We start from the raw sequence: 22,148 nt of genomic DNA, 5'->3' as shown, positions 1-22,148 counted from the left end.
CGGGCCCGATCGCCTCCCCCGCTGTGTATGCCACTCGCACCCGGCTCATGCCCAGGCTGTTGCGCAGCGGCCCGTAAACCATCACATTGCCCAGCCCATATTTCAGCTTGTCCATGAAGCCCAGCGCCTTGCCGTCCATCTTGTCGGGACCGACGCGCTTGGCCACATCCATGAAGGCGTGGAACATGCGACGCTTGAGGGCGCCCGCGTCTTCCATGCGGATCATCACTGAGGTCAGCAAGCCCTCGAACACCCGCGGTGGCGCGAAATAGTAGGTAGGTCCGACCTCCTTCAGGTCGATCGTCACGGTGCTGCTCGACTCGGGGCAGTTCACCACGTAGCCAGCCACCAGCCACTGCGCGTAAGAAAAGATGTTTTGGCCGATCCAAGCTGGCGGCAGGTAAGCCAGTACCTCGTCATCGGCGGTCAGCTTGTCGAACCGGGCTCCCACGTCGGCGCGGTCGATCAGCGTGCGATGGGTGTGCACCACGCCCTTGGGTTTACCCGTGGTGCCGCTGGTAAAAAACATCGCTGCCACGTCATCGGGCTGACCCAGTTCAACCTGTTCACCGAACAGGTCCGGGTGCACCTTGGCAAAGGCTCGTCCGGCGGCGATCAGTTCTTCCAGCGCGCTCAGGCCTGGCTCGTCGTACTTGCGCAAGCCGCGCGGATCGTCGAAGTAAATATGGGAAATCTGTGGGCACTCCTCGCGAATCTCCAGCATCTTGTCGACCTGTTCCTGATCCTCCACCACCACGAAACGCACGTCGGCGTTGTTGATCGGGAATACGCATTCGGCGCCCACCGCGTCCTGATACAGCGGCACGGGAATAGCGCCCAGCGACTGCGCGGCCAGCATGGTGGCGTACAGGCGCGGACGGTTGGAGCCGATCACCACCATGTGCTCGCCACGCCGCAGGCCGGCCTGGTGCAGGCCGCAGGCAAGCGCCTCAACCAGCTTGGCCATGTCGGCCCAGGTGGTGGTCTGCCAGATGCCGTATTCCTTTTCACGCATGGCGGGCGCCGCGGGGCGAGCTTTGGCGTGGTCCAGCAACAGCCGGGGGAAAGTGGTTTGCATACTTGTCTCCATTGGCGCGGAAGGCTTGACGCGGACTGCGCGCACAGCTTCCATGCCGATCATTCTGAGTGCCATGGTAGGCCGATGTTTGACGTTATGTTGTCGGTTGGACGACAATTGAAGGGTCTGCCCTCCTAGGACTTTCCCCTAGTGCCCCTCACCCGATGAGCCCTTCCCCCTCGCCCAGACATGCCTCACCGCTGCGAGCCCGCGCTCGCGCCCTCACGCCCGAGGAGCTTGCACGCATTCCCTGGCTGCGGGCGCTGAATTTGGCCGAACGTGAGCGCGCGGAAGACGCGCTGGTGGTCACTGCCGCGCAGGCGGGCGACTACCTTTGCCGCATTGGTCGCCCGGTCACCTACTGGTTCGGGCTGGTCGACGGCCTCCTCAAGATGAGCAACGACGAGTCCCTCGGTCCGGTGATCACATTCACCGGGGTGGCGCCGGGCGGCTGGTTCGGCGAGGGCACGGTGCTCAAGCACGAGCACTACCGCTACAACATCCAGGCCCTGCGCAAGAGCCACGTGGCCGGCATTCCGGTCGCCACCTTTGACTGGCTGCTTGACCATTCGCTGGGCTTCAACCGTTTCGTGATGAACCAGCTCAACGAGCGCCTGGGCCAGTTCATCGCCGCACGCGAGATCGACCGTCTCAACAGTCCCGACCTTCGCGTGGCGCGCAATCTGGCCGCCATGTTCCACCCGCTGCTCTATCCCAACGTGGCCGGCATCCTGCGCATCACGCAGCAGGAGTTGGCTTACCTGGTGGGCTTGTCCCGCCAACGGGTCAACGAAGCCCTGTCCACGCTGTCGGCCAAAGGCTGGATCCGGGTGGAGTACGGCGGTGTGCGCGTGCTCGACCTGCAGGCGCTGCGGCAGGGTGAGCTTTAGGGCTTGGAGCCCGCAGGCTACGCTGATCCGCCGTTCGCCGAATACCAGTCTTCATCCGCTGCTTGGTAGACCCACAGCTTGCTCACCGTGGGATGATCGCCCCATGACTTCCGACCCCAAGCCCGGCACCCTCAAGCTCAAGCCCGGCGTTGCCAAAAAAACCGCCAACGGCCCGTTCGCCGAGAGGCGTCCGCCGGTGCGCCCGCCTGGCCCGGCGCGTGCCCAATCCGTCTCGGCCTCCGCGCCTAAGCCGCCGCGCGAGCGGCCCGACGCTTCTGGGGGTGAACGCCCGTCGCGGCCGGGGCCAGATCGCCAGCGTGCCAACCTAGCCGAGGGCCAGCGCCCAGGCGATCCGGGCGACCGACTCTCTCCCGCTAGATCCAGCGTACCGCGTGCGCCCCAGCCGCCTGCGCGTCCTGCCGACCCCCGGCGGCCCGATCTGGCGCGAGTGGGCAACGCGCAGGGCGAAGTGCGCCTGAACAAGCGCATGGCCGAGCTGGGCCTTTGCTCTCGCCGCGAGGCCGATGCCTGGATTGGTCGCGGCTGGGTGCTGGTCAACGGCCAACCCGCACAAATGGGCCAGCCGGTGGCACCTGACGCGACCATCGAGGTGTTGCCCCAGGCCCGCCACCAGCAAGCTGGACTGGTCACCATCCTGCTGCACAAACCCATGGGCTATGTGAGCGGCCAGCCCGAAGACGGCCACGAAGCCGCTGCCACCCTGATCGGCGCGCCCAGCCAGTGGCGCGGCGATGCACGCACCCTCAGCGACGGTCGCCGCTTTGCGTCCGAACACACGCGCGGCCTCGCGCCCTGCGGCCGCCTCGACATCGATTCCGTCGGCCTGCTAGTGCTGTCGCAAGATGGCCGCATCGCCCGCCAGCTGATTGGTGAAAACAGTGGTGTCGAAAAGGAGTACCTGGTGCGCGTGCAGTGGGCACCCAACGGACCGCAGGGCGCGGGCGTGGTGACGCAAGACGTGCAAGCCGCTTTTCCGCCTGAGCAACTGGCCCGGCTGCGCCACGGGCTGAGTCTGGACGACCAGCTCCTCAAACCTGCTCAGGTGGAGTGGATGAACCCCGAGCAGCTGCGATTCGTGCTGGTCGAAGGCAAGAAGCGCCAGATCCGCCGCATGTGCGAACAGGTGGGACTGCACGTGGTGGGCTTGAAGCGCATCCGCATCGGCAATGTCGTGCTGGGCAATCTGCCGGTGGGGCAGTGGCGGTATTTGGGATCGGAGGAAAGCTTTTGAGGTTGGCTACTTGCCCGCCAGGGGCGTGTTTGCGTGCAATTTGCGACTCATATCGCAATTGCCCACGGAGTTGGTGGCCCCCATATGCCAAGTCGATCAGTTGTTGCGACGGGTGACGATGTGAGCTTTGCACGCAGGCTGCTCTTGGAGCGCGCAGCTCCATGCTGGACCAAAGCGAGAGAGTTTTTGCTTGCGCCATGCAGCCGACCAACTGCCTCCATTGCCTGCAGCTTGGTTGTGTCAGGAAGCTCCTACCGGCACGTATAGAGGAGCCCACCCATCACATGGTGCCCGAGTTTGGCCACAATGCGTGATGACCGCCCCCACCCCTCCCAGCCGCTCCCAACGCGCCGTCCTGCGCCACTTTCGCCCATCCGACATGAAAGCGGCTGCTCAGCTCGCCACGCAGGCGACGCAGGGCGTGATCGGCATCACCGAAGGCGTGCACCAGTCGGTGCGACGCACCCTGGGCTTGACGGCGGGTGCGACGCCCTCGCATACGGGCGGGCTCACCGGTCAGATCTACCGCGGCATCCGCGGGGTAGCGGCGCTGGTGGGTCAAGGGTCGGAGGCGGTGCTGGGCGCACTGCTGCCGCTGCTGGAGAAGCCGCCCGCCTACCCCGAGGCTTCGCCGCAGCGCGAAGCGGTGCTGGCCGCGCTCAATGGTGTGCTGGGTGACCGGCTGGTGGCGACGGGCAATCCGCTGGCGCAACCCATGACCCTGCGGCGCGAGGGGCAGGTCCTGTCGCTGGATGATCCCAACGCGCTCAAGGAGCAGCTGGGCGAAGCCGCCAGCCCGCACCTGCTGCTGCTCATCCACGGTCTGTGCATGAACGATACGCAGTGGACGCGCGATGGCCACAACCATGGGGCCTACCTGGCACAGGCCGTGGGTGGCACGCCGGTCTACCTGCGCTACAACAGCGGCCGGCATGTGTCGGACAACGGCCGCGAGCTGTCTTTGCAGCTGGAGCGGCTGGTGGCGTCTTGGCCGGTGCCTCTGCAACGCATCACCATGATGGGCCACAGCATGGGCGGTCTGGTGGCGCGCTCGGCGGTGCAGGCTGGTCGAGAAACGGGCCAGCACTGGCCTCAGATGCTGCGTGAAATCGTGTTCCTGGGGACCCCGCACCACGGCGCGCCACTGGAGCGCGCCGGACATGGTGTGGATGTGTTGCTCGACGCCACGCCGTTCTCGCGCCCGTTCGCCCAGCTCGGTAAGCTGCGCAGCGCCGGCATCCTGGACCTGCGCCACGGCCATGTGCAGGAAGCCGACTGGCGCTCGCCCGGTGGCCAAAGCTGGCGCGCCGGTTTTGACGACCAGCGCGTGCCCCTGCCACTGCCCGAGGGCGTGGCCTGCTTCGCGGTGGCTGCCACCCTGGCCGCCCAGCGCGGGCTGTTGGCCGATCGTTTGACGGGCGACGGGCTGGTGCCGCTGAACAGCGCGTTGGGCCAGCACGACGAGGCTCGGAGGCGGCTGGTGTTTGCGAAAAACAGCCAGCTCATCGTGTGCCGCACCAGTCACCTTGACCTGCTATCCAGCCAGAAGGTGGCCGAGCAGGTGCGCGACTGGCTGACGCCCCACGCCGATGTCGAGTGAGCGTGCGCCTTCACGGGCCCTGCACGGGGTGTGAGGCCGTGCGGCGAAGTGGTGACGCTGCATCTTGTTCGGCCGAATTACCCATTTTTGAGTGGTGGTCTCCGTATACGCCGTTAATTGACAAATATTTCGCCTTAATTCTCCAAAACACAGTGATTTGTTTGGGAAACCAAGGGTAATCGCTGAGGTGTTTTGCTCGGCAAGTTCGGCGTGAGGGTGAGAGCATGAAGCGGTGGCGCATTCCCGTTTTGCCGATGGTCGGTGCCTCGGGGGTTGCTGAAATGTCAGTGCCCACTTCCAAGGAGACTCCGATGTCAACAAAACACACACCCGTGGCGCCCCGCGCTCCGGTCTGGCTGGTCGCCGTGCTGCTGGCGGGACTGTCGGCGCCAGCTTGGTCTCAGGGCATTGACCAGGCCATCGACAGTTTTTTTGCGACGACCTTTGGCTGGTTCGTCAACCTGATCTTTTATTCCGTGCCGCTGGGTGAAGCCCAGTTTCCGCTGATCGTGGGATGGCTGCTGGCCGCGGCCATCATCTTCACGGTGTATTTCGGCTTTCCGCAGCTGTCGCGTTTCAAGCTGGCGGTCGATCTGGTGCGCGGTCGCTACACCGATCCCAAGAGCGTGCATCCCGGTGAGGTAAGCCACTTCCAGGCGCTCACCACAGCCCTCTCGGGTACGGTGGGTTTGGGCAATATTGCTGGTGTGGGCGCGGCGCTGGCCATCGGTGGTCCTGGCGCCACCTTCTGGATGATCATCGTGGGCCTGATGGGCATGGCCTCCAAGTTCACCGAGTGCACGCTGGGCGTGAAGTACCGGACCATCCTGCCTTCTGGGGTGGTCTCAGGTGGCCCGATGTACTACCTGCGCGATGGCTTGGCCGAGCGCGGCATGCCGGTGCTGGGCAAGGTGCTGGCGGTGGGCTTTGCCGTGATGGTCATCCTGGGCGCCCTGGGCGGCGGCAACATGTTCCAGGGCAACCAGGCCAACGCCATGATCGTGCAGACCTTCGGCCTGCCCGACGGCTTCGGCTGGGTGGTGGGCATCATCCTGGCCGCGTTTGTCTACGGTGTGATTGTGGGAGGAATGCCCTCGATCGCGACTGTCACCTCGCGCCTAGTCCCCTGGATGGCACTTCTCTACATCGGTTTGTCGGTGATCGTAATCGTGTCCAATTTCAGCCAGATTCCGGCGGCGTTTGCCGCCATCTTCAACGGTGCCTTCAGTGCCGAAGGCGTTGCGGGCGGTTTTGTCGGCGCCCTGATTCAAGGTCTGAAGCGCGCCACCTTCTCCAACGAAGCGGGCGTGGGCTCGGCTGCGATTGCGCACAGCGCGGTCAAGACCGACGAGCCAGTGACCGAAGGCCTGGTCTCGCTGCTGGAGCCGTTCATCGATACCGTGGTGATCTGCACCATGACGGCGCTGGTGATCACCATCGCCGGTCTGAACACCGGACCGTTCCCCAGTCCGGACGGCCTGACGGGCGTCAACCTCACGGCCGCCTCGTTCCAGGCCACCGCTGACTGGTTCCGTTACCCGCTGGCGCTGGCCGTGGTGATGTTCGCCATCTCGACCATGATCAGCTGGGCTTACTACGGGCTCAAGGGCTGGACCTACCTGTTTGGTGAAGGCACCACCCAGGAGTACATCTACAAGATCATGTTCTGCCTGTTCATCGTGGTGGGCGCGTCGGTGAGCTTCGGTGCGGTGATTGACTTCTCGGATGCGGCCATCTTCGCGATGTCGATCTTCAACATCATCGGCCTGTACTTCCTTATGCCCATCGTCAAGCGCGAATACCACAAGTTCATGGCCAAGGTGGATTCGGGTGAGTTCAAACGCTACAGTTAAAAAGTCATATCTTCAAAAGGGCGCGCCGCCTCACGAGGGCGGCGCGCCCTTTTTCGTGGGCTGCAGGCCCTCCCGACTTGAAAAAGGGCGCCATGCCCATAATTCCGGATTCTCCCTTTTTGTTGTTCTTGCTGACCAAGCTGGTCGGCGTTTCGTTTTTTGAGCCAGAACCCATGAGCAAACAAACCCTCTCCTTCCAGGCCGAGGTGGCGCAGTTGCTGCACCTCGTCACCCATTCGCTGTACTCCAACCCCGAGATCTTCCTGCGCGAGCTGGTCTCCAATGCCTCGGACGCCTGCGACAAGCTCCGCTTCGAGGGACTGAACAACGCTGCGCTGTTCGAAGATGCGCCGAACCTTGAGGTCCGTGTGGGCTTCGACAAAGGCGCCAAGACCATCACCATCACCGACAACGGCATCGGCATGAGCCAGGCCGAGGCGGTGGAACACCTGGGCACGATCGCCAAGAGCGGTACCAAGGACTTCATGGGGCGCCTGAGCGGTGACCAGAAAAAAGACGCCCAGCTCATCGGTCAGTTTGGCGTGGGCTTTTATTCCGGCTTCATCGTCGCCGACAAGATCACGGTGGAAAGCCGTCGCGCGGGTCTGCCGATCAACGAGGGCGTGCGCTGGGTCAGCGGTGGCACGGGAGAGTTCGAGGTGGAGACCATTGAGCGCGCAGCACGGGGAACGAGCGTGACCCTGCACTTGCGCGATGATGCGGGCGAGTACCTGAGCCACTGGAAACTCAAGTCGCTCATCACCAAGTACTCCGACCACATCAGCCTGCCCATCCTGATGCAGAAAGAGGAATGGGACGCCGAGAAAAGCGAGCACGTGAAGCAGGACGAGTGGGAAGCCGTGAACTCGGCCAACGCCCTGTGGTCGCGCGCCAAGAAGGACATCACCGATGAGCAGTACGCCGAGTTCTACAAGAACCTGAGTTACGACCAGCAGGCGCCGCTGGCCTGGAGCCACAACCGCGTCGAGGGCAGCACGGAGTACACGCAGCTGCTGTTCATCCCGGCCAAGGCGCCGATGGACCTGTGGAACCGCGATCACAAGTCGGGCATCAAGCTCTACGTCAAGCGCGTGTTCATCATGGACGAGGCCGAGAGCCTGATGCCCTCCTACCTGCGCTGGGTCAAGGGCGTGGTCGACTCGGCCGATCTGCCGCTCAACGTCAGCCGTGAGCTGTTGCAGGAAAGCCGCGACGTGAAGGCCATCCGCGAGGGCAACACCCGCCGAGTGCTGACCATGCTGGAAGACCTGGCTAAGAAGGATCAGCCAACGCCTGCTGCTGAGAGCGTCGATGGCGTGACCAACGAGGTGAGCGAAGAAGACAAAGCCGCCGCCGCGCAGGATGCAGGCAAGTACTCGGCCTTCTACGCCGAATTCGGCTCCGTGTTGAAGGAAGGCCTGGGTGAGGACTTCGCCAACCGCGAGAAGCTGGCCCGACTGCTGCGCTACGCCAGCACCACCACCGACAGCGTGAGCGTGGGCTTTGCCGACTACAAGGCCCGCATGAAGGAGGGCCAGGAAGCCATCTACTACATCACCGCCGACAGCATGGGCGCGGCGAAGAATAGCCCGCAGCTGGAAGTCTTCCGCAAGAAGGGCATCGAGGTGCTGCTGATGGCCGACCGGGTCGACGAATGGGCCATGTCGCACATTCACGAGTTCGACGGCACGCCGCTGCAAAGCGTGGCCAAGGGGGCGGTGGACCTGGGCTCGCTGCAGGACGAAGAAGAGAAGAAGGCCGCCGAGGCTGCCGCCGAAACCTTCAAGCCGGTGCTGGAAAAGCTCAAGGCCAGCCTGAAAGACAAGGCGCAGGATGTGCGCGTGACCACCCGCCTGGTCGATTCACCGGCCTGCCTCGTGGTGCAAGACCACGGAATGAGCACGCAGCTCGCGCGCATGCTCAAACAGGCCGGCCAGCCCGTGCCCGACAGCAAGCCGATCCTGGAGGTGAACGCCGAGCACGCCCTGGTGAAGAAGCTGGAGGCAAGCGATCACTTCGACGACCTCGCCCACATTCTGTTCGATCAGGCCCTGCTGGCCGAAGGCGGACTGCCCGAAGACCCGGCGGCCTACGTCAAGCGGGTCAACGCGCTGCTGGCCTGAGGCGGGTCAGTGGCAGCCAAGAAGCCTGGGGCCGACCTCGACCCCAGGCTTTTTTGTGCCTGGATTGCTGCGTGAGGGCCGCGCCAAGGGCTGGGGATGACTACACTCCCGGGTCAGGAGCATTCGCGAGGGCGGGCCAAGCCCTCCCCATCCGTACTGATTGATCCACTGTGCAACTTCAGCGCCCCTTCGATCCCGTCGTCACGTTTCGCAACAGCCAAGGGGAGGCCGCCCGCGGCACGCTCACCAGCCTGCAGCGCCATTCGCTGGTGATGGAGATCTACAACCCGTACTCCATCGTGCAGGTGAGTGAGGTGCTCAACGAGTTGAACATCCGCAGTGGCGACCGCAGCATCTACAAGGGAAAGGCGGTGGTGGTGAGCCTGCTCAATACGGGGCTGATGGCGGTGGTGTCGGTCACGCTCATTGAGGAGTGGAATGACCTGGGCGGCATCGGTCACGACGCCAAGACGGTATCGGATGCAGTGGGGCACTTCATTCAGGCCTGGGAAACGCGGGCACAAGTGGGACAGGCCTACCAGGTGGTTGTCAACGACATGCGCGCCTATTTCTCCGAAGTCACGCGCTGGCTTGATCAAGCTGACGTGACCGCAGGGCTTCCCCGCACCGTCAATGGCAAGGTGCGTGACGATGTGTTTTTCGAGATTGCACGACCGTTGCTTGAGAAGGGCAAGGGGTACCTGCTGCGCTTCGAGGCAGAGGCGGCCAAGGTGCCGATGGAGCTGGAGCCTGCTCATCGTGCGTTTGCACAGGCCGCGATTCACCCGCTTGTGTTGCGCGCCCCATTCGTTTACCGCACGTTCGCCAAGCCAATGGGCTATGCGGGGGACTACCAGATGGTCAACCAGATTCTGGGTGATCCGCGCGAAGGGCCTAGCACCTACTTTGAACTTGTCAATTTCATGTTTCTCCAGGCCGGCGTGGCGCAGGCCCACCGCAACCGGGTGGACATTCTGGAACAGCGGTTGCTGAAGCTGGCGGAAAAGGCCCGCGCAGAGGGGCGCCCCATGCGCATCTTGAACGTGGGGTGCGGTCCAGCGGGGGAACTGCAGAGAATCGCTGCGAGCAAAGCCGAACTGAATCACCTTGACATCGTGTTGATGGACTTCAGCGACGAGACGCTGCTGTACGCCTCGCAGAGCATCGGGGCTGCCGCTGATTCGGCCGGGCGTGAGCGGCTCGCGCTCACCCTGCGTCACGAGTCCGTTCATCAACTGCTCAAACGATCCTCGCGGGCCCAAGGCATCCACCTGCAGGACCAGTTCGACTTCATCTATTGCGCGGGACTGTTCGATTACCTGGCTGACAAGGCTTGTGCCCGTCTGATCGGCTATTTCGATCACCATCTTCGCCCTGGTGGCACGATGCTGGTGACCAATGTGCATTCAGACAACCCCGAGCGCTTCTGGATGGAGCACTTTCTGGAGTGGTACCTGATCTACCGAAACGAGGCCGATGTGACGAGCCTGTTTCCTGAGTCCTTGCCTGGTGTGACCACCTACACCGATGTGACCGGTGTCAACCTGTTCGCAGAAGTCGTCAAGGCCGCCTGAATGAGCGCCATGGCTTCGCTGCCCGGCTCCGGACAACTGCCCACGTCCTACGACGAGGCGGTGAACCAGCATCTGAAGTTTTACAGCCGGGTGACGTGTGTGGTGGCGATGGTGCTGGTTGCGCTGGGTGTCGGATTGGACCTGGCGTTCTATCCAGAGCATGTGCAGCCGTTCGCCGTAGCCCGGTTTCTGGTGATTGTGTTGATTGGCTTTACGCTCTGGAGCTACAGCACACCGGTCGGCGCCCGGCACATCCGTCAACTCACCTACTTCTGGATCGCGTTGCCGCAGCTGATGATTGCGTGGATGGTTTTTTACAGCGATGGTGAAGCATCCATCTATTTTGTTGGCTTGACCTTTGCGATTTCCGGGATCGGCGTGTTCCTGCCGCTTTCGGTTCGCGAGGCCGTTGCTTTTAGCGGTCTGACCTTGGTGGTGTATGTGATGGCTTGTCTGCTGCGGCCAGGCGGCGTTCAGCAGTGGCCCGTATTCGCAGGGCAGTTGATTTTCATTGCCTTTTATGGCGTCATCGCCGTCACGATCTCCATCTACAGCGCTCGCTGGCGCACACAGGCGTTCACATTGCAGGCCGAAGTCCAGCGTCAGCGCAACGAACTTCTCGACATCAACCAGGCTCTGACCGAAGTCAAGGGCCAGCTCATCCAGCGCGAAAAAATGGCGGCCATCGGCACCCTTTCCGCAGGCCTGCTGCACGAGCTCAACAACCCGGTGAACTACAGCCTGATGGCGATCAACATGGGGCTCAGCCTGCCGGCAGCCAAGGCCGATGAGATGCTCAATGAAAGCCTGGTCGACGCCAAGGAGGGCATGGAGCGCATCCAGAATATCGTCTCCGACCTCAAGACCTTCGCTTACCAGAAGCCTGGCCAGGACACCATGCGGCCCTTTTTGATGGAGCGGGCCTTGCGCTCGGCGCAGCGGCTGGCGGGGCACGAGCTCAAGGGCATTACGGTGGTGACCGATTTGCCCGAAGACACGCACGTGATGGGCGACGAACCTGCCCTGATTGGCGTGTTGATCAACTTGCTCAGTAACGCAGCCCATGCCCTGCAGGTGGCCAAGCGCAGCGATCCGCGCATTGACGTGCGGGCGGTGGTGAGAGGAGATCGCCTTGTCTTTTCGCTGCGCGACAACGGGCAGGGCATCGCGCCCAACAACCTGAGCCGCGTTTTCGAGCCGTTCTTCACCACCCGCGACGTGGGCTCCGGGCTGGGGCTGGGGCTGAGCGTGAGCTACGGCATCGTGCAGCGCCACGGCAGCACGTTGACGGTGCAAAGCGAGTATGGCGCGTGGACAGAGTTCCGCTTCGACCTGGTGAGGCCGGCATGAGCGAGCGCGTAACGAACCCACCCACCCCGCAGGGTGCCCACGCTATCCTGGTGGTGGACGACGAGCCTCAGGCTTGCAAGTGGTTTGCGCGTCTGTACGGAGATGAGTTTGTGGTGCTGACCGCCGGCAGCGTGAACGAGGCGCTAGCGGTGCTGGCGCAGCGCGGCCACGAGGTGGCGGTGTTGCTGACCGACTTCAGCATGCCCGAGCGCAATGGTGTCGCCCTGCTGAGCGAAACTCGCGCGGCTTACCCTCACGTCTACCGCCTGCTGGTGTCGGCTTATGCCGACAAGGACGTGGCGCTGTCGGCCGTCAACCAGGGGCAGGTGGAGAAGATCCTGGAGAAGCCGCTGGACGAGGCGCTCACGCGGCAGACCCTGCGCCACGCCCTGACTGCCAGCCGCGAGCGGGCGCGCGACCAGGCCCTGCTGGCGCGCCGCGCAGCCACGCTGCGCGAGACGCTGGGCTTCCTCGCGCACGAAGTGACCTCCCCGCTGGCGACCGTGAGCGGCTACCTGTCGGCCATGAAGAACCTGCAGGAGCAGGCGGGTTCGACCTCGGATCAAAGCCTGCTTGCCATGATCAACGCCGCCCAGCGCCGCACTGACTACGCGCAGTCCCTGGTATCGACCTTTGTGCAGTCGGCCCGCGATGCAAGCCGGGGCGATACTCCTTCGCGCCTGTTTGCGAGTGATCTGGTGCGGGCGGTGCGCGACGAGTACCCATTCGAGCCGAGCGAGGGTGACTGGCTGGCCTGCGACCTCATGGCAGATTTTGAAGTGCCCGGGCGCCGCGATTTGCTTTTCCTCGTGCTGTGCACGCTGATCAAGAACGCGCTGCTAGCGCTGCGCAGTGCGCCGCCCGCCGAGCCACTGGTGTGGATGCGCCTGTTGCGGGTGGCCCCAGCGCCTGGGCTGGGCGAACAACCCGCGATTGAGGTGGTCGACAACGGCCCGGGCATCCCTGCTCACATCCTGCCCCGGCTCACCCGCGAACCGGTCACCACCCGCGCCGACTCGGGTGGCAGCGGCATGGGGCTGCTTTTTTGCCAGCGCGTCATGAGTTCACTTGGTGGGTCCGTCAGCGTGGCCTCGGCGCCTGGTGAGGGCACAACCATCACGCTGCATTTCCCGTTCACCGAACCACACAAGGCCACGGTCAGCACATGAAACCCACCAAGATTCTTTACGTTGACGACGAAGCCATGGCGCTGAAATACTTCGAGCGCCTGGTCAGCCCTATGGCGCCCGTGCTCACCGCTACCTCGGTCGAGGCCGGTCGCGCGATGTTGCGCGAACACGGTGCCGAGATCGCGGTGCTGGTGTGTGACCAGCGTATGCCTGGCGAGCAGGGCAATGAGCTGCTGCGCCACACGCGCGAGTACTACCCCGGGATCGTGCGCATGCTGACCACGGCCTACTCCGAGCTGGGCGATGCAATCGAAGCCATCAACACCGGCGAGATCTACCGCTACATCAACAAGCCCTGGGAACTGGAGAGCCTGCGTGCCGACCTCAAGAACGCACTGGAACTCGCCGATCTGCGCAGCGAGCGCGATTCGCTGATGCGCGACAAGCTGCTGGCGCAGCAAGGCCAGCTGCTGGCCAGCCGGCTCGCCATGCTGGTCGGTCTGGCAGCGGCGGTGCATGACCAGCCCACCGAAGCGGCGCTGCACCAGTTGGCGCGCGCTGCGCTCGCGGCTGGCTGCACTATGCCCGAGGTGCCATGGCACCGCTGGGACCACGCGGACCTGATGCAGGCCGAGGCGCGTCGAGGGGTTGCGGTGGCTGGGGACCTGCGGCAGTGGCTGGCCCGGTTGGCCTCGCTTGGGGATGGCGCCGGCGCGTTGACCTTGCTGGCGGAGGCCCTGGGCGGGTCGGTGGAGGGTGATACGGTGAGCGTCGCCAACAAGGCTCCATTCACTGCGCTGCTCGATGGCACGCCAGGCGAGCCAGTGAGCCACGCCGCCTGTGCGTGGCTGTCCTGGCTGATTGCGCATCAAGGCCTGGCGACCTTGGTGACCGAGGGCGAGGGCTGGCGCATCCGGCCCTTGACAGAGGCTGTGGCACCCTCTGCCGACTGGATGGCCGCCGCCATGGAGCAGCTGGGCGGCGCGCCAGCCTGAGCCGCGCCAGCGGATGCGGGCTGGCCGTGACGCGGCCGCTCAGTCGAGCCGGAACACGTGTCCTTCTTGCGGGTCGCTGCGGCCGACCAGCATCTGCAGGTAGGCGTTCTGCAGTGCGTCGGCGCCTAGGTGCGAAACGACTCGAAGCCAGGGCCGGGTCGGGTCACCCACCTGGGTGGTGAAGGTTTGCCAGCTGGCCAGCAGCCGCTGGCCCAGCTCGGCTGCACCCCAGTCGGCGCGCCGTTTCTTGATCTGGGCCGGCGCAAAAAACAGCGTGGGTGCGGGACCGGGCAGGCCCTTGCCGCCGCCCAGATCGCTCACGTGGGTAGCGCCGATCGCGCAGCTGTAGCGCAAGGCGGTGAATCGGCGGTGAATCTGCTCGCGCAAGCTGGCGCTGCCCGCGAAGTCCACGTACACGCAGGGCACATCGGCGGGCATCTCTCCGAGCTGTTCGTAGCTCAGCACTCGGGTGTAACAGCCCAGGCTTTCGCAAAACGCCCGGTTGCCTTCGGAAGTGAGGCCTATCACTTGCAGTCCTTCGCGCTGGGCCAGCTGGAACGCGGTGCCGTAGGCGGTTTTGCTGGAAGCGCTGGAGAGCAGCAGCGTCTGCGTGCCAAAGAAGTCGTTGTCAGCCAGGAAGTCGTCGATCAGCCACGAGGTCATGAAAAGCGGGCGCAGCAAGGCCTGCACCGCTTCGCTGTCGGGGGTGTAGAACGGATCGCGAGCGCAGCGGGTGTACTGGTTGTAGACCGGGTGCAGGCCGTCGCGGTGTGGCGCCGCATCGACCAGGCTGACAGACGTGACCATGTCGGCCTGCAACACGGTCGCGGTGGCCATGGGCCAGTAGCCGTAAAGCTTGTCGCCGGCGGCGAGATCCGTGTGTGCCGACTCGGTGATGGTGGCAAAACCCCATACCGGGATCACGCCCCAGTCGGCGTCTGTTGTCGGGAAGAAGCGCCAGTACTCCATGGCTTCGCCCATGGCGGCGTAGGTAATGTTGTTTGCAGTGAGGGAAAACAGGTCCACGCGCAGTCGGATCTGGCCAGGGATGAGAGGCGTGTCTTCCGTGGTTTGCCAGCGGGTGTTGGCCAGGGCGCGCTTTTGCACCTGAAGGGTCTGGGTGGTCATGGTGTGTGGGTGTCCGATCGGAAATCGTCCAAGGTAAAGCAAGCAGCCCGCGGGAACAAGGCCGGCGGGCTGCTTGGGTGACAGCGGGCTGGAACCCCCGTCAGCGGATCAGGCCAGCGTGAGGGCGACGCCGACGTTGCCGCGGGTGGCGTTCGAGTAGGGGCAGACCTTGTGGGCTGCGTCCACCAGGGCTTGTGCCTCGGCCCGGTCCATGCCGGGCAGGTGAATGGCCATGCGCACCGCGATGCCGTAGCCGCCGGTGATGGGGCCGAGGTCGACCTCAGCGTCGATTGCCACGTTGGCCGGTACGCTGAGTTTCATCGGGCCAGCCACTGCTTTCATCGCGCCGATGAAGCAGGCCGAGTAGCCAGCAGCAAACAGCTGCTCGGGGTTGGTGCCGTTGCCGGCCGTGCCCGGCGGGCTGTGCTTCACGTCGAGGCGGCCGTCGTCGGTGCGTGAGGCGCCGTCGCGGCCACCGGTCGTGTGGGCGCGGGCGGTGTAGAGGACTTTGTCGAGCTGGGTCATCGTGAACCTTTCTAGGATGGGTCTGGGGGAGGCGGGAAGTGAAAAGAGAGGGGCGTTGAATCAGGCGAGCAGCTGTTCACGCAACGCTTTCACCTGCCGCGTGAGCGCCCGGGCTTCGTCGACCGAGCAGTGCGAGGCCTGCAGCACGCAGCCGGGAATGCGTCGGGCCTGGTTCTTGAGCGCTCGGCCAGCCGCGGTGAGCCGGATCAACACGCGGCGCTCGTCGGTGGTATCGCGCAGGCGCGAGACCAGATCGGCTGCTTCCAGGCGCTTGAGCAAGGGCGTGAGCGTGCCCGAGTCGAGAAACAGGCGATCGCCGAGCTCGGAGACGGTGATGCCGTCGCGCTCCCACAGCACCAGCAGCGCCAGGTACTGCGGGTAGGTGAGACCCAGCTCATCGAGCAAGGGCTTGTACAGCTTGGTCATGGCCAGCGACGCCGAATACAGGGCAAAGCAGAGCTGGTGGTCCAGCAGCAAGGCTTGATCGGATGTGACAGGGGCGTTGGGCATGCGGCCAAGTATATCGAGCAATTAAATTGTGTGCAATGTAATCGCCGGTCAGGAACCACTTGCCCAAGCCGCGACTTCATCCATCATTGGCGTGTGAACGCCCGACCGGGAGCGCTCAAGCCACCAAAGGCGGGTTCTGCATCTCTTCGACCTGCTCCACCAGCATGTCCACCTGACCCTGCCAATAGTCCCGGCTGCCGAACCAGGGAAAGTTGATGGGAAAGGCCGGGTCGTCCCAGCGGCGGGCGAGCCAAGCGCTGTAGTGGATGAGGCGCAGGGTGCGCAGCGGTTCGATCAGTGCGAGTTCGCGGCGATCAAACTCGCGGAACTGCTCGTAGCCATCGACCAGCGCGCCCAGTTGCTGGATCTGCTGGCGCCGTTCGCCTGAGAGCAGCATCCACAGGTCCTGCACCGCGGGGCCGGTGCGGGCATCGTCAAGGTCCACAAAATGGGGGCCGGGCTCGGGCTGTCCCTCAGGGGTCCACAGGATGTTGCCGGGGTGGCAATCGCCGTGCAGGCGGATGCGGCGAATCTCACCGTCGGCTGGCAGACTCCCCGACAGTGTGGGATAAGACTCGATGATGGCCAAGGCCTCGGCCAGCACGGTTGACCAGGCGCTGCGCACCTCCGGCGCGACCATCTGATGCTCCATCAGCCAGTCGCGCGGCTCATGCGCGAAGGTGGTGGCATCCAAACTCGGGCGCTGAACAAACGGCTCGGCGGCGCCTACGGTGTGGATGCGCGCCAGGAACCGCCCGATCCACTCCAGCACCTCGGCGCTCTCCAACTCGGGTCGCCTACCACCGCGTCGGGCGCTGACCGAAAACCCAAAGCCGCCGAAGTGGTGGAGAGTCTGATCGTTCACCCGCAGCGGCGGCACCACTGGAATCTCGGCGACCAGCAGTGCTTCAGCAAACGCGTGCTCTTCATGGATCTGCGCATCGCTCCAGCGATCAGGCCGGTAAAACTTCGCCACCACCTGGTTGTGCCCTGCAAGCGGCGACTCCAGGTGTATCTGATAAACCCGGTTCTCGAAGCTGTTGAGCGCAGCCATTCGCCCGTCTCCCCAGACGCCGATGCTGGCCAGCGCGTCTTGCACCACATCAGGGGTGAGGGCGGCGTAGGGGTGTTGGCTTGGGTGGGTGTCGGTCATATCCGATTGTGGCGCGGCGCGCGTGCCAGAATTGGGGAATGAATCGAATCAGGCTACGCCGTGGCCACCTGATGCGCCGCGGGCTCTGGTATTCGCTGGCGCTGTGCCTGCTGATCCTGCTCATCGGTGGCGTTGGCTTCTGGTTGCTGGAGCCAGGCATTGAAACGTTGCACGACGGCCTGTGGCTGGCCTTCACCACTGCGGCCACCGTCGGCTACGGAGACGTGGTGCCCGAAACCACTCTGGGTCGCGCGTTTGCGGTGCTGGTGGTGCTGCTGGGGCTGGCGGTGTTGTCGCTGGTGACGGCCTCCCTGGCCGCGCTGTTTGTCGAGCGCGATGTGGAGGCCGAAGAGCGCCAGATCGAGCACGCCCTCATGCGTGAGATCCGCGCGCTGCGCCAGCAGGTCGATGCCTTGCAGCGGCGGCTCGATGACCCACACCAACCCCCACAAGACCCGAAACAACGTCAGGAACGGAGCACCGGTTGAAGCCTCAGAAGTCCCTTCAGGAACAGCTGCCCGAGTTGCGCGAAGGGCAGTCGATCGAGCTGCTCAAGGAGCTGCACATCCTCACACGCGAGGGCAAGCTCAACCAGGACACCCGGCGCAAGCTCAAGCAGGTTTACCACCTGGTGCAGTTCATCGAGCCGCTGCTGAACGAGGTGATGCAGGCGCGCGGGGACGTCACGCTGGCCGACCACGGCGCGGGCAAGTCGTACTTGGGCTTCATCCTGTACGACCTGTTTTTCAAAGCCAAGAACACCGGCTGGGTGGTGGGTGTGGAGTCCAGACCCGAGCTGGTCGAACGATCCCAGGCGCTGGCCCGTCGCCTCGGGTTCGAGCGTATGCGGTTCCTCGCGACCACAGTGCAGCAGGCGCTGAGCCATCCCGACCTGCCGCAGCAGATCGATGTGGTCACGGCCCTGCACGCTTGCGACACGGCCACCGATGATGCGATCCGTTTTGGTCTGGCCAAGCAGGCCAGGCACCTGGTGCTGGTGCCATGTTGCCAGGCCGAGGTGGCCAGCGTGATGAAACAGCACAAGGCCTTTTCACTCTCACGAACACCGCTGGCTGAACTCTGGCGCCATCCGCTGCACACGCGTGAGTTCGGCAGCCAGATCACCAACGTGTTGCGTTGTCTGCAGCTGGAGTCACACGGCTACGCGGTCACCGTCACCGAGCTGGTGGGCTGGGAACACTCGATGAAAAACGAGCTGATCCTGGCCACGCGCGACGGCAGCGTTCGGGCAGCTCAGCAGGCTCGTGCCCGCGAGCGCTTGTTGCAAGTGCTGGAGGAGCTGGGCCTGCAACCCCTGACGGAGCGCTTTGCAGGTGCACCCGCCTGAGCCGCAGCCTTGACGCACACTGCATGCCCGTCTGCCGGGCTTCGCGGTTACTTGGTGACCGGTGCGGGCGCAGATGAGGTTGTGGAGGGCGGCGCACTCACGCCCAGGCGCTTGCCGATCGACTGTTGCAGAGCCATGACCTTGGGTTCGATGGTGCTCTTGGTGTCGGCATAGAGCTTCTCCAGCAGGGCCTTTTCCATCTCTTCGCTTTTGTCGAGGTACTTCTTGTAGGCAGGGGATTCCAGCAAAGTGACGATCTGTTTCAGCTCGTCTTCGGTGAATTGACTTTCGATCACCGCTCCCACCGTTGAAGGGGCGAGCTTGACCGCACGGGCGCGCGCCAGCGGCCCAGCCTCTTCCACAAACTTCTTGGCGTCAGCCTGAATTTCTTTGGCCACGGCCTCCTGCCTATCGGGCGCAACTCGCGTCGGCAGAACTTGCCCTGCACGGCCTATCAGCTCCAAGGCCGGCTGTTCGATCATGCCTTGGGCCAGTCGCTCCACGCTGGGTTGCTGCAGCTTGAGCAGGCGGGCGACCAGCTCCTTCTTGGCGGGCGAGCTGGCGGCGGTGGGCTGGGCAAAGGCCAAGCCGCACAGGCCAATCAGGGCGGCGCCGATCAAGGCGCGGGGGAGGAGATTTTTCATGATGCGAATGGTAGCGGCAAAGCCGTGGGACTCTTGGGACACCTGCGTCAGGGTGTAAGTTCAGCCGCCGGTCTGGAGAGATGCCTTCAGCGCACCGCCCCCCGCAGGTACCATGCGCCTTCGCTGACCACCGCCTGCTGCGCAGTTCATGTTCCCCAACCTGCCCTTCTTGTTGCAATCCATGGCTTGGCCGCTGGTGCTGCTGCTGGCCTGGGTGCTGGGCGAGCGGCTGCACCGCGGCTGGAAGGTGCCGCGGGTGAGCAGCTACGTGGCGGTGGGGCTGCTGGCCAGTCTGTTCAACCTGCCCGGACTCACGGCCGAGGTGCAGGGGCTGCCGTTCCTGGCCAATGTGGCGCTGTCGCTGCTGCTGTTTGAACTGGGCTACCGCATCAATCTGCGCTGGTTCCGCCACAACCCCTGGGTGTTGGCGCTGGGCGTGTTCGAATCGGTGCTGACCTTTACGCTGGTGTACGGCGCGAGTGGCTGGTTTGGGCTGGCGACCGATCTGCGCCTGATCATTGCGGCCTTGTCTATCTCGGCCTCGCCGGCTGGCATCGTGCGCGTGGCCAACGAGCTGCGGAGCGCGGGTCAGGTCACCGAGCGCGTGATGCACCTGTGCGCCATCAATTGCCTCGTGTCGGTGCTGGCGCTCAAGCTGCTGGTGGGCTACTGGACGCTCAGCACGTCGGGTGACCTGTTGGCGGCGGTGTTTGGCAGCGTTCACGCGCTGCTCACCTCGGTGGTGATGGGAACGGTGCTTGGCGTGGCCGTGCCCTGGCTGTTGCGACGCCCCGGTACCCACGAGCGCGGTGTCACCGTGGTGTTTGCACTGGCGGTGGTTTTGCTTACCACCATGTCGTACGGCTTCCGGCTGTCGCCGCTGCTGGCAGCTCTGGTGTTCGGCATCGTGGCGCGCGAGCGCCGCGTGCACCTCACCAACGCGCAGCGCGGTTTCGGCACAGCAGGCGATCTGCTCACGCTGTTCCTGTTCGTCTACATCGCCTCGCTGCTGGACTGGGGCGCGGTGATGGGCAGTCTGCTGCTGGGGCTGACGCTGATCGTGGTGCGCACGACCAGCAAGGTGGGCTGCAGCGTGGCGGCGGCGCGGCTCTCGGGCAGCACCGAGCGCAAGGGGCTGCTGACCGGGCTGGCGCTCATGCCGATGTCGGCGTTTGCCATTTTGCTGATCGAACAAAGCCGCATCTACGGCTTCGCGCCAGCGGCTGATGCGCTGTCGCTCATGGCCGGCATGATGCTGTTCCAGGAGTTGCTGGGTCCACTCGTGAGCCAGCGCAGTCTGATGGCGGCGCAGGAAACCCACGTGACCCAGGCCGACGGGCAGATCACCCGCTCCGTGCTCTGACCACCATGCCGCTTGGACCTTTCAAGACCTCGAAGTCGCTCACGCTGGGCGTGGAGCTGGAGCTGCAGCTGGTCAATAGCTACGACATGGACTTGTCCAGCAGCGCCAACGACCTGCTGGAGCTGCTGCAGCGCAAGCCGTTCCCGGGCGTGGTCACGCCCGAGATGACGCAGAGCATGATCGAGGTGGCGACCGATGTGCAGACCGAATACGGTCCGCTGCTGGCCCAGCTGCAACACATGCGCGACACCGTGCTCCATGCGGGCGACCGGCTCAACATCGAGATCGCTGGCGGCGGCACGCACCCGTTCCAGCGCTGGTTCGAGCAGCGGATTTTCTCCAAACCGCGCTTCCAGGAGCTGTCGGGGCTTTACGGCTACCTGGCCAAGCAGTTCACGGTATTCGGTCAGCATGTGCACGTGGGCTGCGCCAGCCCGGACGAGGCGCTGTTCTTGCTGCATGCACTCAACCGCTACGTGCCCCATTTCATCGCGCTCTCCGCCTCGTCGCCGTTCTCGCAGGGGGTGGACACCCTGTTCGACTCTTCGCGGCTGAACTCGGTGTTTGCGTTTCCACTCAGCGGGCGCGCACCTTTCGTGCTGCGCTGGGAGGAATTTGCCGACGTCTACTTCGCCAAGATGGAAGCCACCGGCGTGGTGAAGTCCATGAAGGACTTTTACTGGGACATCCGGCCCAAGCCGGAGTACGGCACCATCGAGCTGCGCGTGTGTGACACGCCGCTGACGGTCGAGCGCGCGGCCGCGCTGGCCTGTTACCTGCAGGCGCTCTGTCGACACCTTCTGGGCCGCAGCGAGCCACCGCCCGAGGAAGACGATTACCTCGTCTACACCTACAACCGCTTCCAGGCCTGCCGCTTTGGTCTCGATGGCCAGATGGTCAAGCCCAAGACGCAAGAGCGCATCAGCATCCGCGAAGACATCCTCGCCACGCTGCGCCTGTTGCAGCCTCACGCCGTCGCCCTTCATGCGCTGCCAGCGCTCGACGAAATCGAGCGCGCGGCGGGTCGCGATGGCAACCACGCCAGCTTTTTGCGCCGGCGCTACGCGGAGAGCGGCAGTGTGCAAGGCGTGGTGCGCGCCAGCGTGGATGCCCTGCGCGCTGGCCCGGGCTGAGCCACGCTCCTGCTCCGCACGGGGGCAATAAGGCGGTGGTTTGCCGTGCAATTCCAGTTTTGTCAGGCAACTTCCTACACGCGGAATGGCGCTGGGCCGACTTAACCTTTTGAAACGTTCCAAATACAGTTTGTTTCATCGACACCCGATTTGTTTCTTCCCCCACTTTCTCCAGGAGCCCACCATGAACGCATCAAACAACCGCCTCAACCCCTTCGCCCTCATGCTCGATCCCGAGTTTGTGCTCAACGCGATGGAGAACAGCATGAACCTGCGCAAGCTGCGTCAGCGCATCTGCCGCCCGCTGGACAAGCCCCTGATTCCCAAGACCCACAGCATCGACCGCATCGCCCTGCGCGATTACGACGCCGTGATCGACGCAGAAGAATTCATGGACTCGGGCATCGAGGCCTACGTCGAAGCCCAGCCGGCGCTGCAGCACGCGGTTCACTGAGCCCCCCCCGCGCCGGCTTCGCCATCACCCCCAGGGGGGGCGGCA

At 64.2% G+C, this 22,148-nt stretch carries 20 protein-coding genes; 14 read left to right on the top strand and 6 right to left on the bottom strand.

From position 1 onward, the window contains the following. Nucleotides 1-1,078, bottom strand: a 1,078-nt coding sequence (locus tag GPT34_RS03985) for an AMP-binding protein (protein WP_291009887.1), incomplete at its 3' end; no start/stop codon positions are given. A gap of 164 nt (nt 1,079-1,242) precedes the next feature. Between GPT34_RS03985 and GPT34_RS03980 the strand changes: the two genes are divergently transcribed. The 9 genes from GPT34_RS03980 (at nt 1,243) to GPT34_RS03940 (ending at nt 13,845) form a co-directional block, all read left to right on the top strand. After that, complete coding sequence (locus tag GPT34_RS03980) at nt 1,243-1,968, top strand: Crp/Fnr family transcriptional regulator (protein WP_291009885.1); 726 nt, start codon at nt 1,243-1,245, stop codon at nt 1,966-1,968. Between the two features lie 103 nt (nt 1,969-2,071). Then, nucleotides 2,072-3,220: a pseudouridine synthase gene (locus GPT34_RS03975; RefSeq protein WP_363356199.1), complete on the top strand. Its 1,149-nt coding sequence runs from the start codon at nt 2,072-2,074 to the stop codon at nt 3,218-3,220. A 313-nt stretch (nt 3,221-3,533) separates the two neighbouring features. Further along, nucleotides 3,534-4,820 carry an alpha/beta hydrolase gene (locus GPT34_RS03970; protein ID WP_291009883.1) on the top strand — a complete coding sequence of 429 codons (1,287 nt, stop codon included), beginning with the start codon at nt 3,534-3,536 and terminating at the stop codon, nt 4,818-4,820. Between the two features lie 311 nt (nt 4,821-5,131). After that, complete coding sequence (locus GPT34_RS03965) at nt 5,132-6,673, top strand: alanine/glycine:cation symporter family protein (RefSeq protein WP_291009881.1); 1,542 nt, start codon at nt 5,132-5,134, stop codon at nt 6,671-6,673. Between the two features lie 173 nt (nt 6,674-6,846). Beyond that, nucleotides 6,847-8,796 (top strand): molecular chaperone HtpG, encoded by a 1,950-nt coding sequence (gene htpG, locus GPT34_RS03960; protein ID WP_291009879.1) that lies wholly within the window; start codon nt 6,847-6,849, stop codon nt 8,794-8,796. A gap of 170 nt (nt 8,797-8,966) precedes the next feature. Next, nucleotides 8,967-10,370 carry a class I SAM-dependent methyltransferase gene (locus GPT34_RS03955; protein ID WP_291009877.1) on the top strand — a complete coding sequence of 468 codons (1,404 nt, stop codon included), beginning with the start codon at nt 8,967-8,969 and terminating at the stop codon, nt 10,368-10,370. Between the two features lie 9 nt (nt 10,371-10,379). After that, nucleotides 10,380-11,720 carry an ATP-binding protein gene (locus tag GPT34_RS03950; RefSeq protein ID WP_291009875.1) on the top strand — a complete coding sequence of 447 codons (1,341 nt, stop codon included), beginning with the start codon at nt 10,380-10,382 and terminating at the stop codon, nt 11,718-11,720. Continuing rightward, on the top strand, nt 11,717-12,889 hold the full coding sequence (locus GPT34_RS03945; protein WP_291009873.1) for a hybrid sensor histidine kinase/response regulator: 1,173 nt from the start codon (nt 11,717-11,719) through the stop codon (nt 12,887-12,889). The genes GPT34_RS03950 and GPT34_RS03945 overlap by 4 nt, the downstream gene beginning before the upstream one ends. Then, the gene (locus GPT34_RS03940; protein ID WP_291009871.1) at nt 12,886-13,845 is read left to right on the top strand and encodes a response regulator; all 960 of its coding nucleotides are present in this window, start codon (nt 12,886-12,888) and stop codon (nt 13,843-13,845) included. Before GPT34_RS03945 ends, GPT34_RS03940 begins: the two co-directional genes overlap by 4 nt. Before the next feature lie 39 nt (nt 13,846-13,884). Here GPT34_RS03940 and GPT34_RS03935 read toward each other — a convergent pair whose 3' ends face one another. The 4 genes from GPT34_RS03935 to GPT34_RS03920 all read right to left on the bottom strand — a co-directional run bounded on the left by GPT34_RS03935 (nt 13,885) and on the right by GPT34_RS03920 (nt 17,161). After that, nucleotides 13,885-14,973, bottom strand: coding sequence for a DUF2855 family protein (locus GPT34_RS03935; RefSeq protein WP_291009869.1), 1,089 nt, complete (start codon nt 14,971-14,973; stop codon nt 13,885-13,887). A gap of 108 nt (nt 14,974-15,081) precedes the next feature. Next, on the bottom strand, nt 15,082-15,498 hold the full coding sequence (locus GPT34_RS03930) for an organic hydroperoxide resistance protein (RefSeq protein WP_291009867.1): 417 nt from the start codon (nt 15,496-15,498) through the stop codon (nt 15,082-15,084). A 60-nt stretch (nt 15,499-15,558) separates the two neighbouring features. Then, entirely contained in the window at nt 15,559-16,008 is a 450-nt protein-coding gene (locus tag GPT34_RS03925; protein ID WP_291009865.1) for a MarR family transcriptional regulator, read from the bottom strand. A gap of 115 nt (nt 16,009-16,123) precedes the next feature. Further along, complete coding sequence (locus tag GPT34_RS03920; protein WP_291009863.1) at nt 16,124-17,161, bottom strand: serine/threonine protein kinase; 1,038 nt, start codon at nt 17,159-17,161, stop codon at nt 16,124-16,126. Between the two features lie 38 nt (nt 17,162-17,199). On the opposite strand from GPT34_RS03920, the gene GPT34_RS03915 reads away from it, so the two are divergent. Together GPT34_RS03915 and GPT34_RS03910 are read left to right on the top strand one after the other, a co-directional pair. Then, nucleotides 17,200-17,649: a potassium channel family protein gene (locus GPT34_RS03915; protein WP_291009861.1), complete on the top strand. Its 450-nt coding sequence runs from the start codon at nt 17,200-17,202 to the stop codon at nt 17,647-17,649. Then, entirely contained in the window at nt 17,646-18,509 is an 864-nt protein-coding gene (locus GPT34_RS03910; RefSeq protein ID WP_291009859.1) for an SAM-dependent methyltransferase, read from the top strand. Before GPT34_RS03915 ends, GPT34_RS03910 begins: the two co-directional genes overlap by 4 nt. Nucleotides 18,510-18,556: 47 nt before the next feature. Here GPT34_RS03910 and GPT34_RS03905 read toward each other — a convergent pair whose 3' ends face one another. Further along, complete coding sequence (locus GPT34_RS03905) at nt 18,557-19,153, bottom strand: hypothetical protein (RefSeq protein WP_291009857.1); 597 nt, start codon at nt 19,151-19,153, stop codon at nt 18,557-18,559. A gap of 148 nt (nt 19,154-19,301) precedes the next feature. Between GPT34_RS03905 and GPT34_RS03900 the strand changes: the two genes are divergently transcribed. The 3 genes from GPT34_RS03900 to GPT34_RS03890 all read left to right on the top strand — a co-directional run bounded on the left by GPT34_RS03900 (nt 19,302) and on the right by GPT34_RS03890 (nt 22,103). Beyond that, entirely contained in the window at nt 19,302-20,516 is a 1,215-nt protein-coding gene (locus GPT34_RS03900; RefSeq protein WP_291009855.1) for a cation:proton antiporter, read from the top strand. Between the two features lie 5 nt (nt 20,517-20,521). After that, nucleotides 20,522-21,649, top strand: coding sequence for a YbdK family carboxylate-amine ligase (locus GPT34_RS03895; RefSeq protein WP_291009853.1), 1,128 nt, complete (start codon nt 20,522-20,524; stop codon nt 21,647-21,649). A gap of 184 nt (nt 21,650-21,833) precedes the next feature. Then, nucleotides 21,834-22,103 (top strand): hypothetical protein, encoded by a 270-nt coding sequence (locus GPT34_RS03890; RefSeq protein WP_291009851.1) that lies wholly within the window; start codon nt 21,834-21,836, stop codon nt 22,101-22,103. The last annotated feature ends 45 nt before the right edge of the window (nt 22,104-22,148 follow it).

The sequence above is a fragment of the Hydrogenophaga sp. genome (assembly GCF_011390835.1).
Lineage (GTDB): Bacteria > Pseudomonadota > Gammaproteobacteria > Burkholderiales > Burkholderiaceae_C > Hydrogenophaga.
Note: the sequence above shows the minus strand (reverse complement) of the source record. Positions and strands in the feature narration are given on the sequence as shown.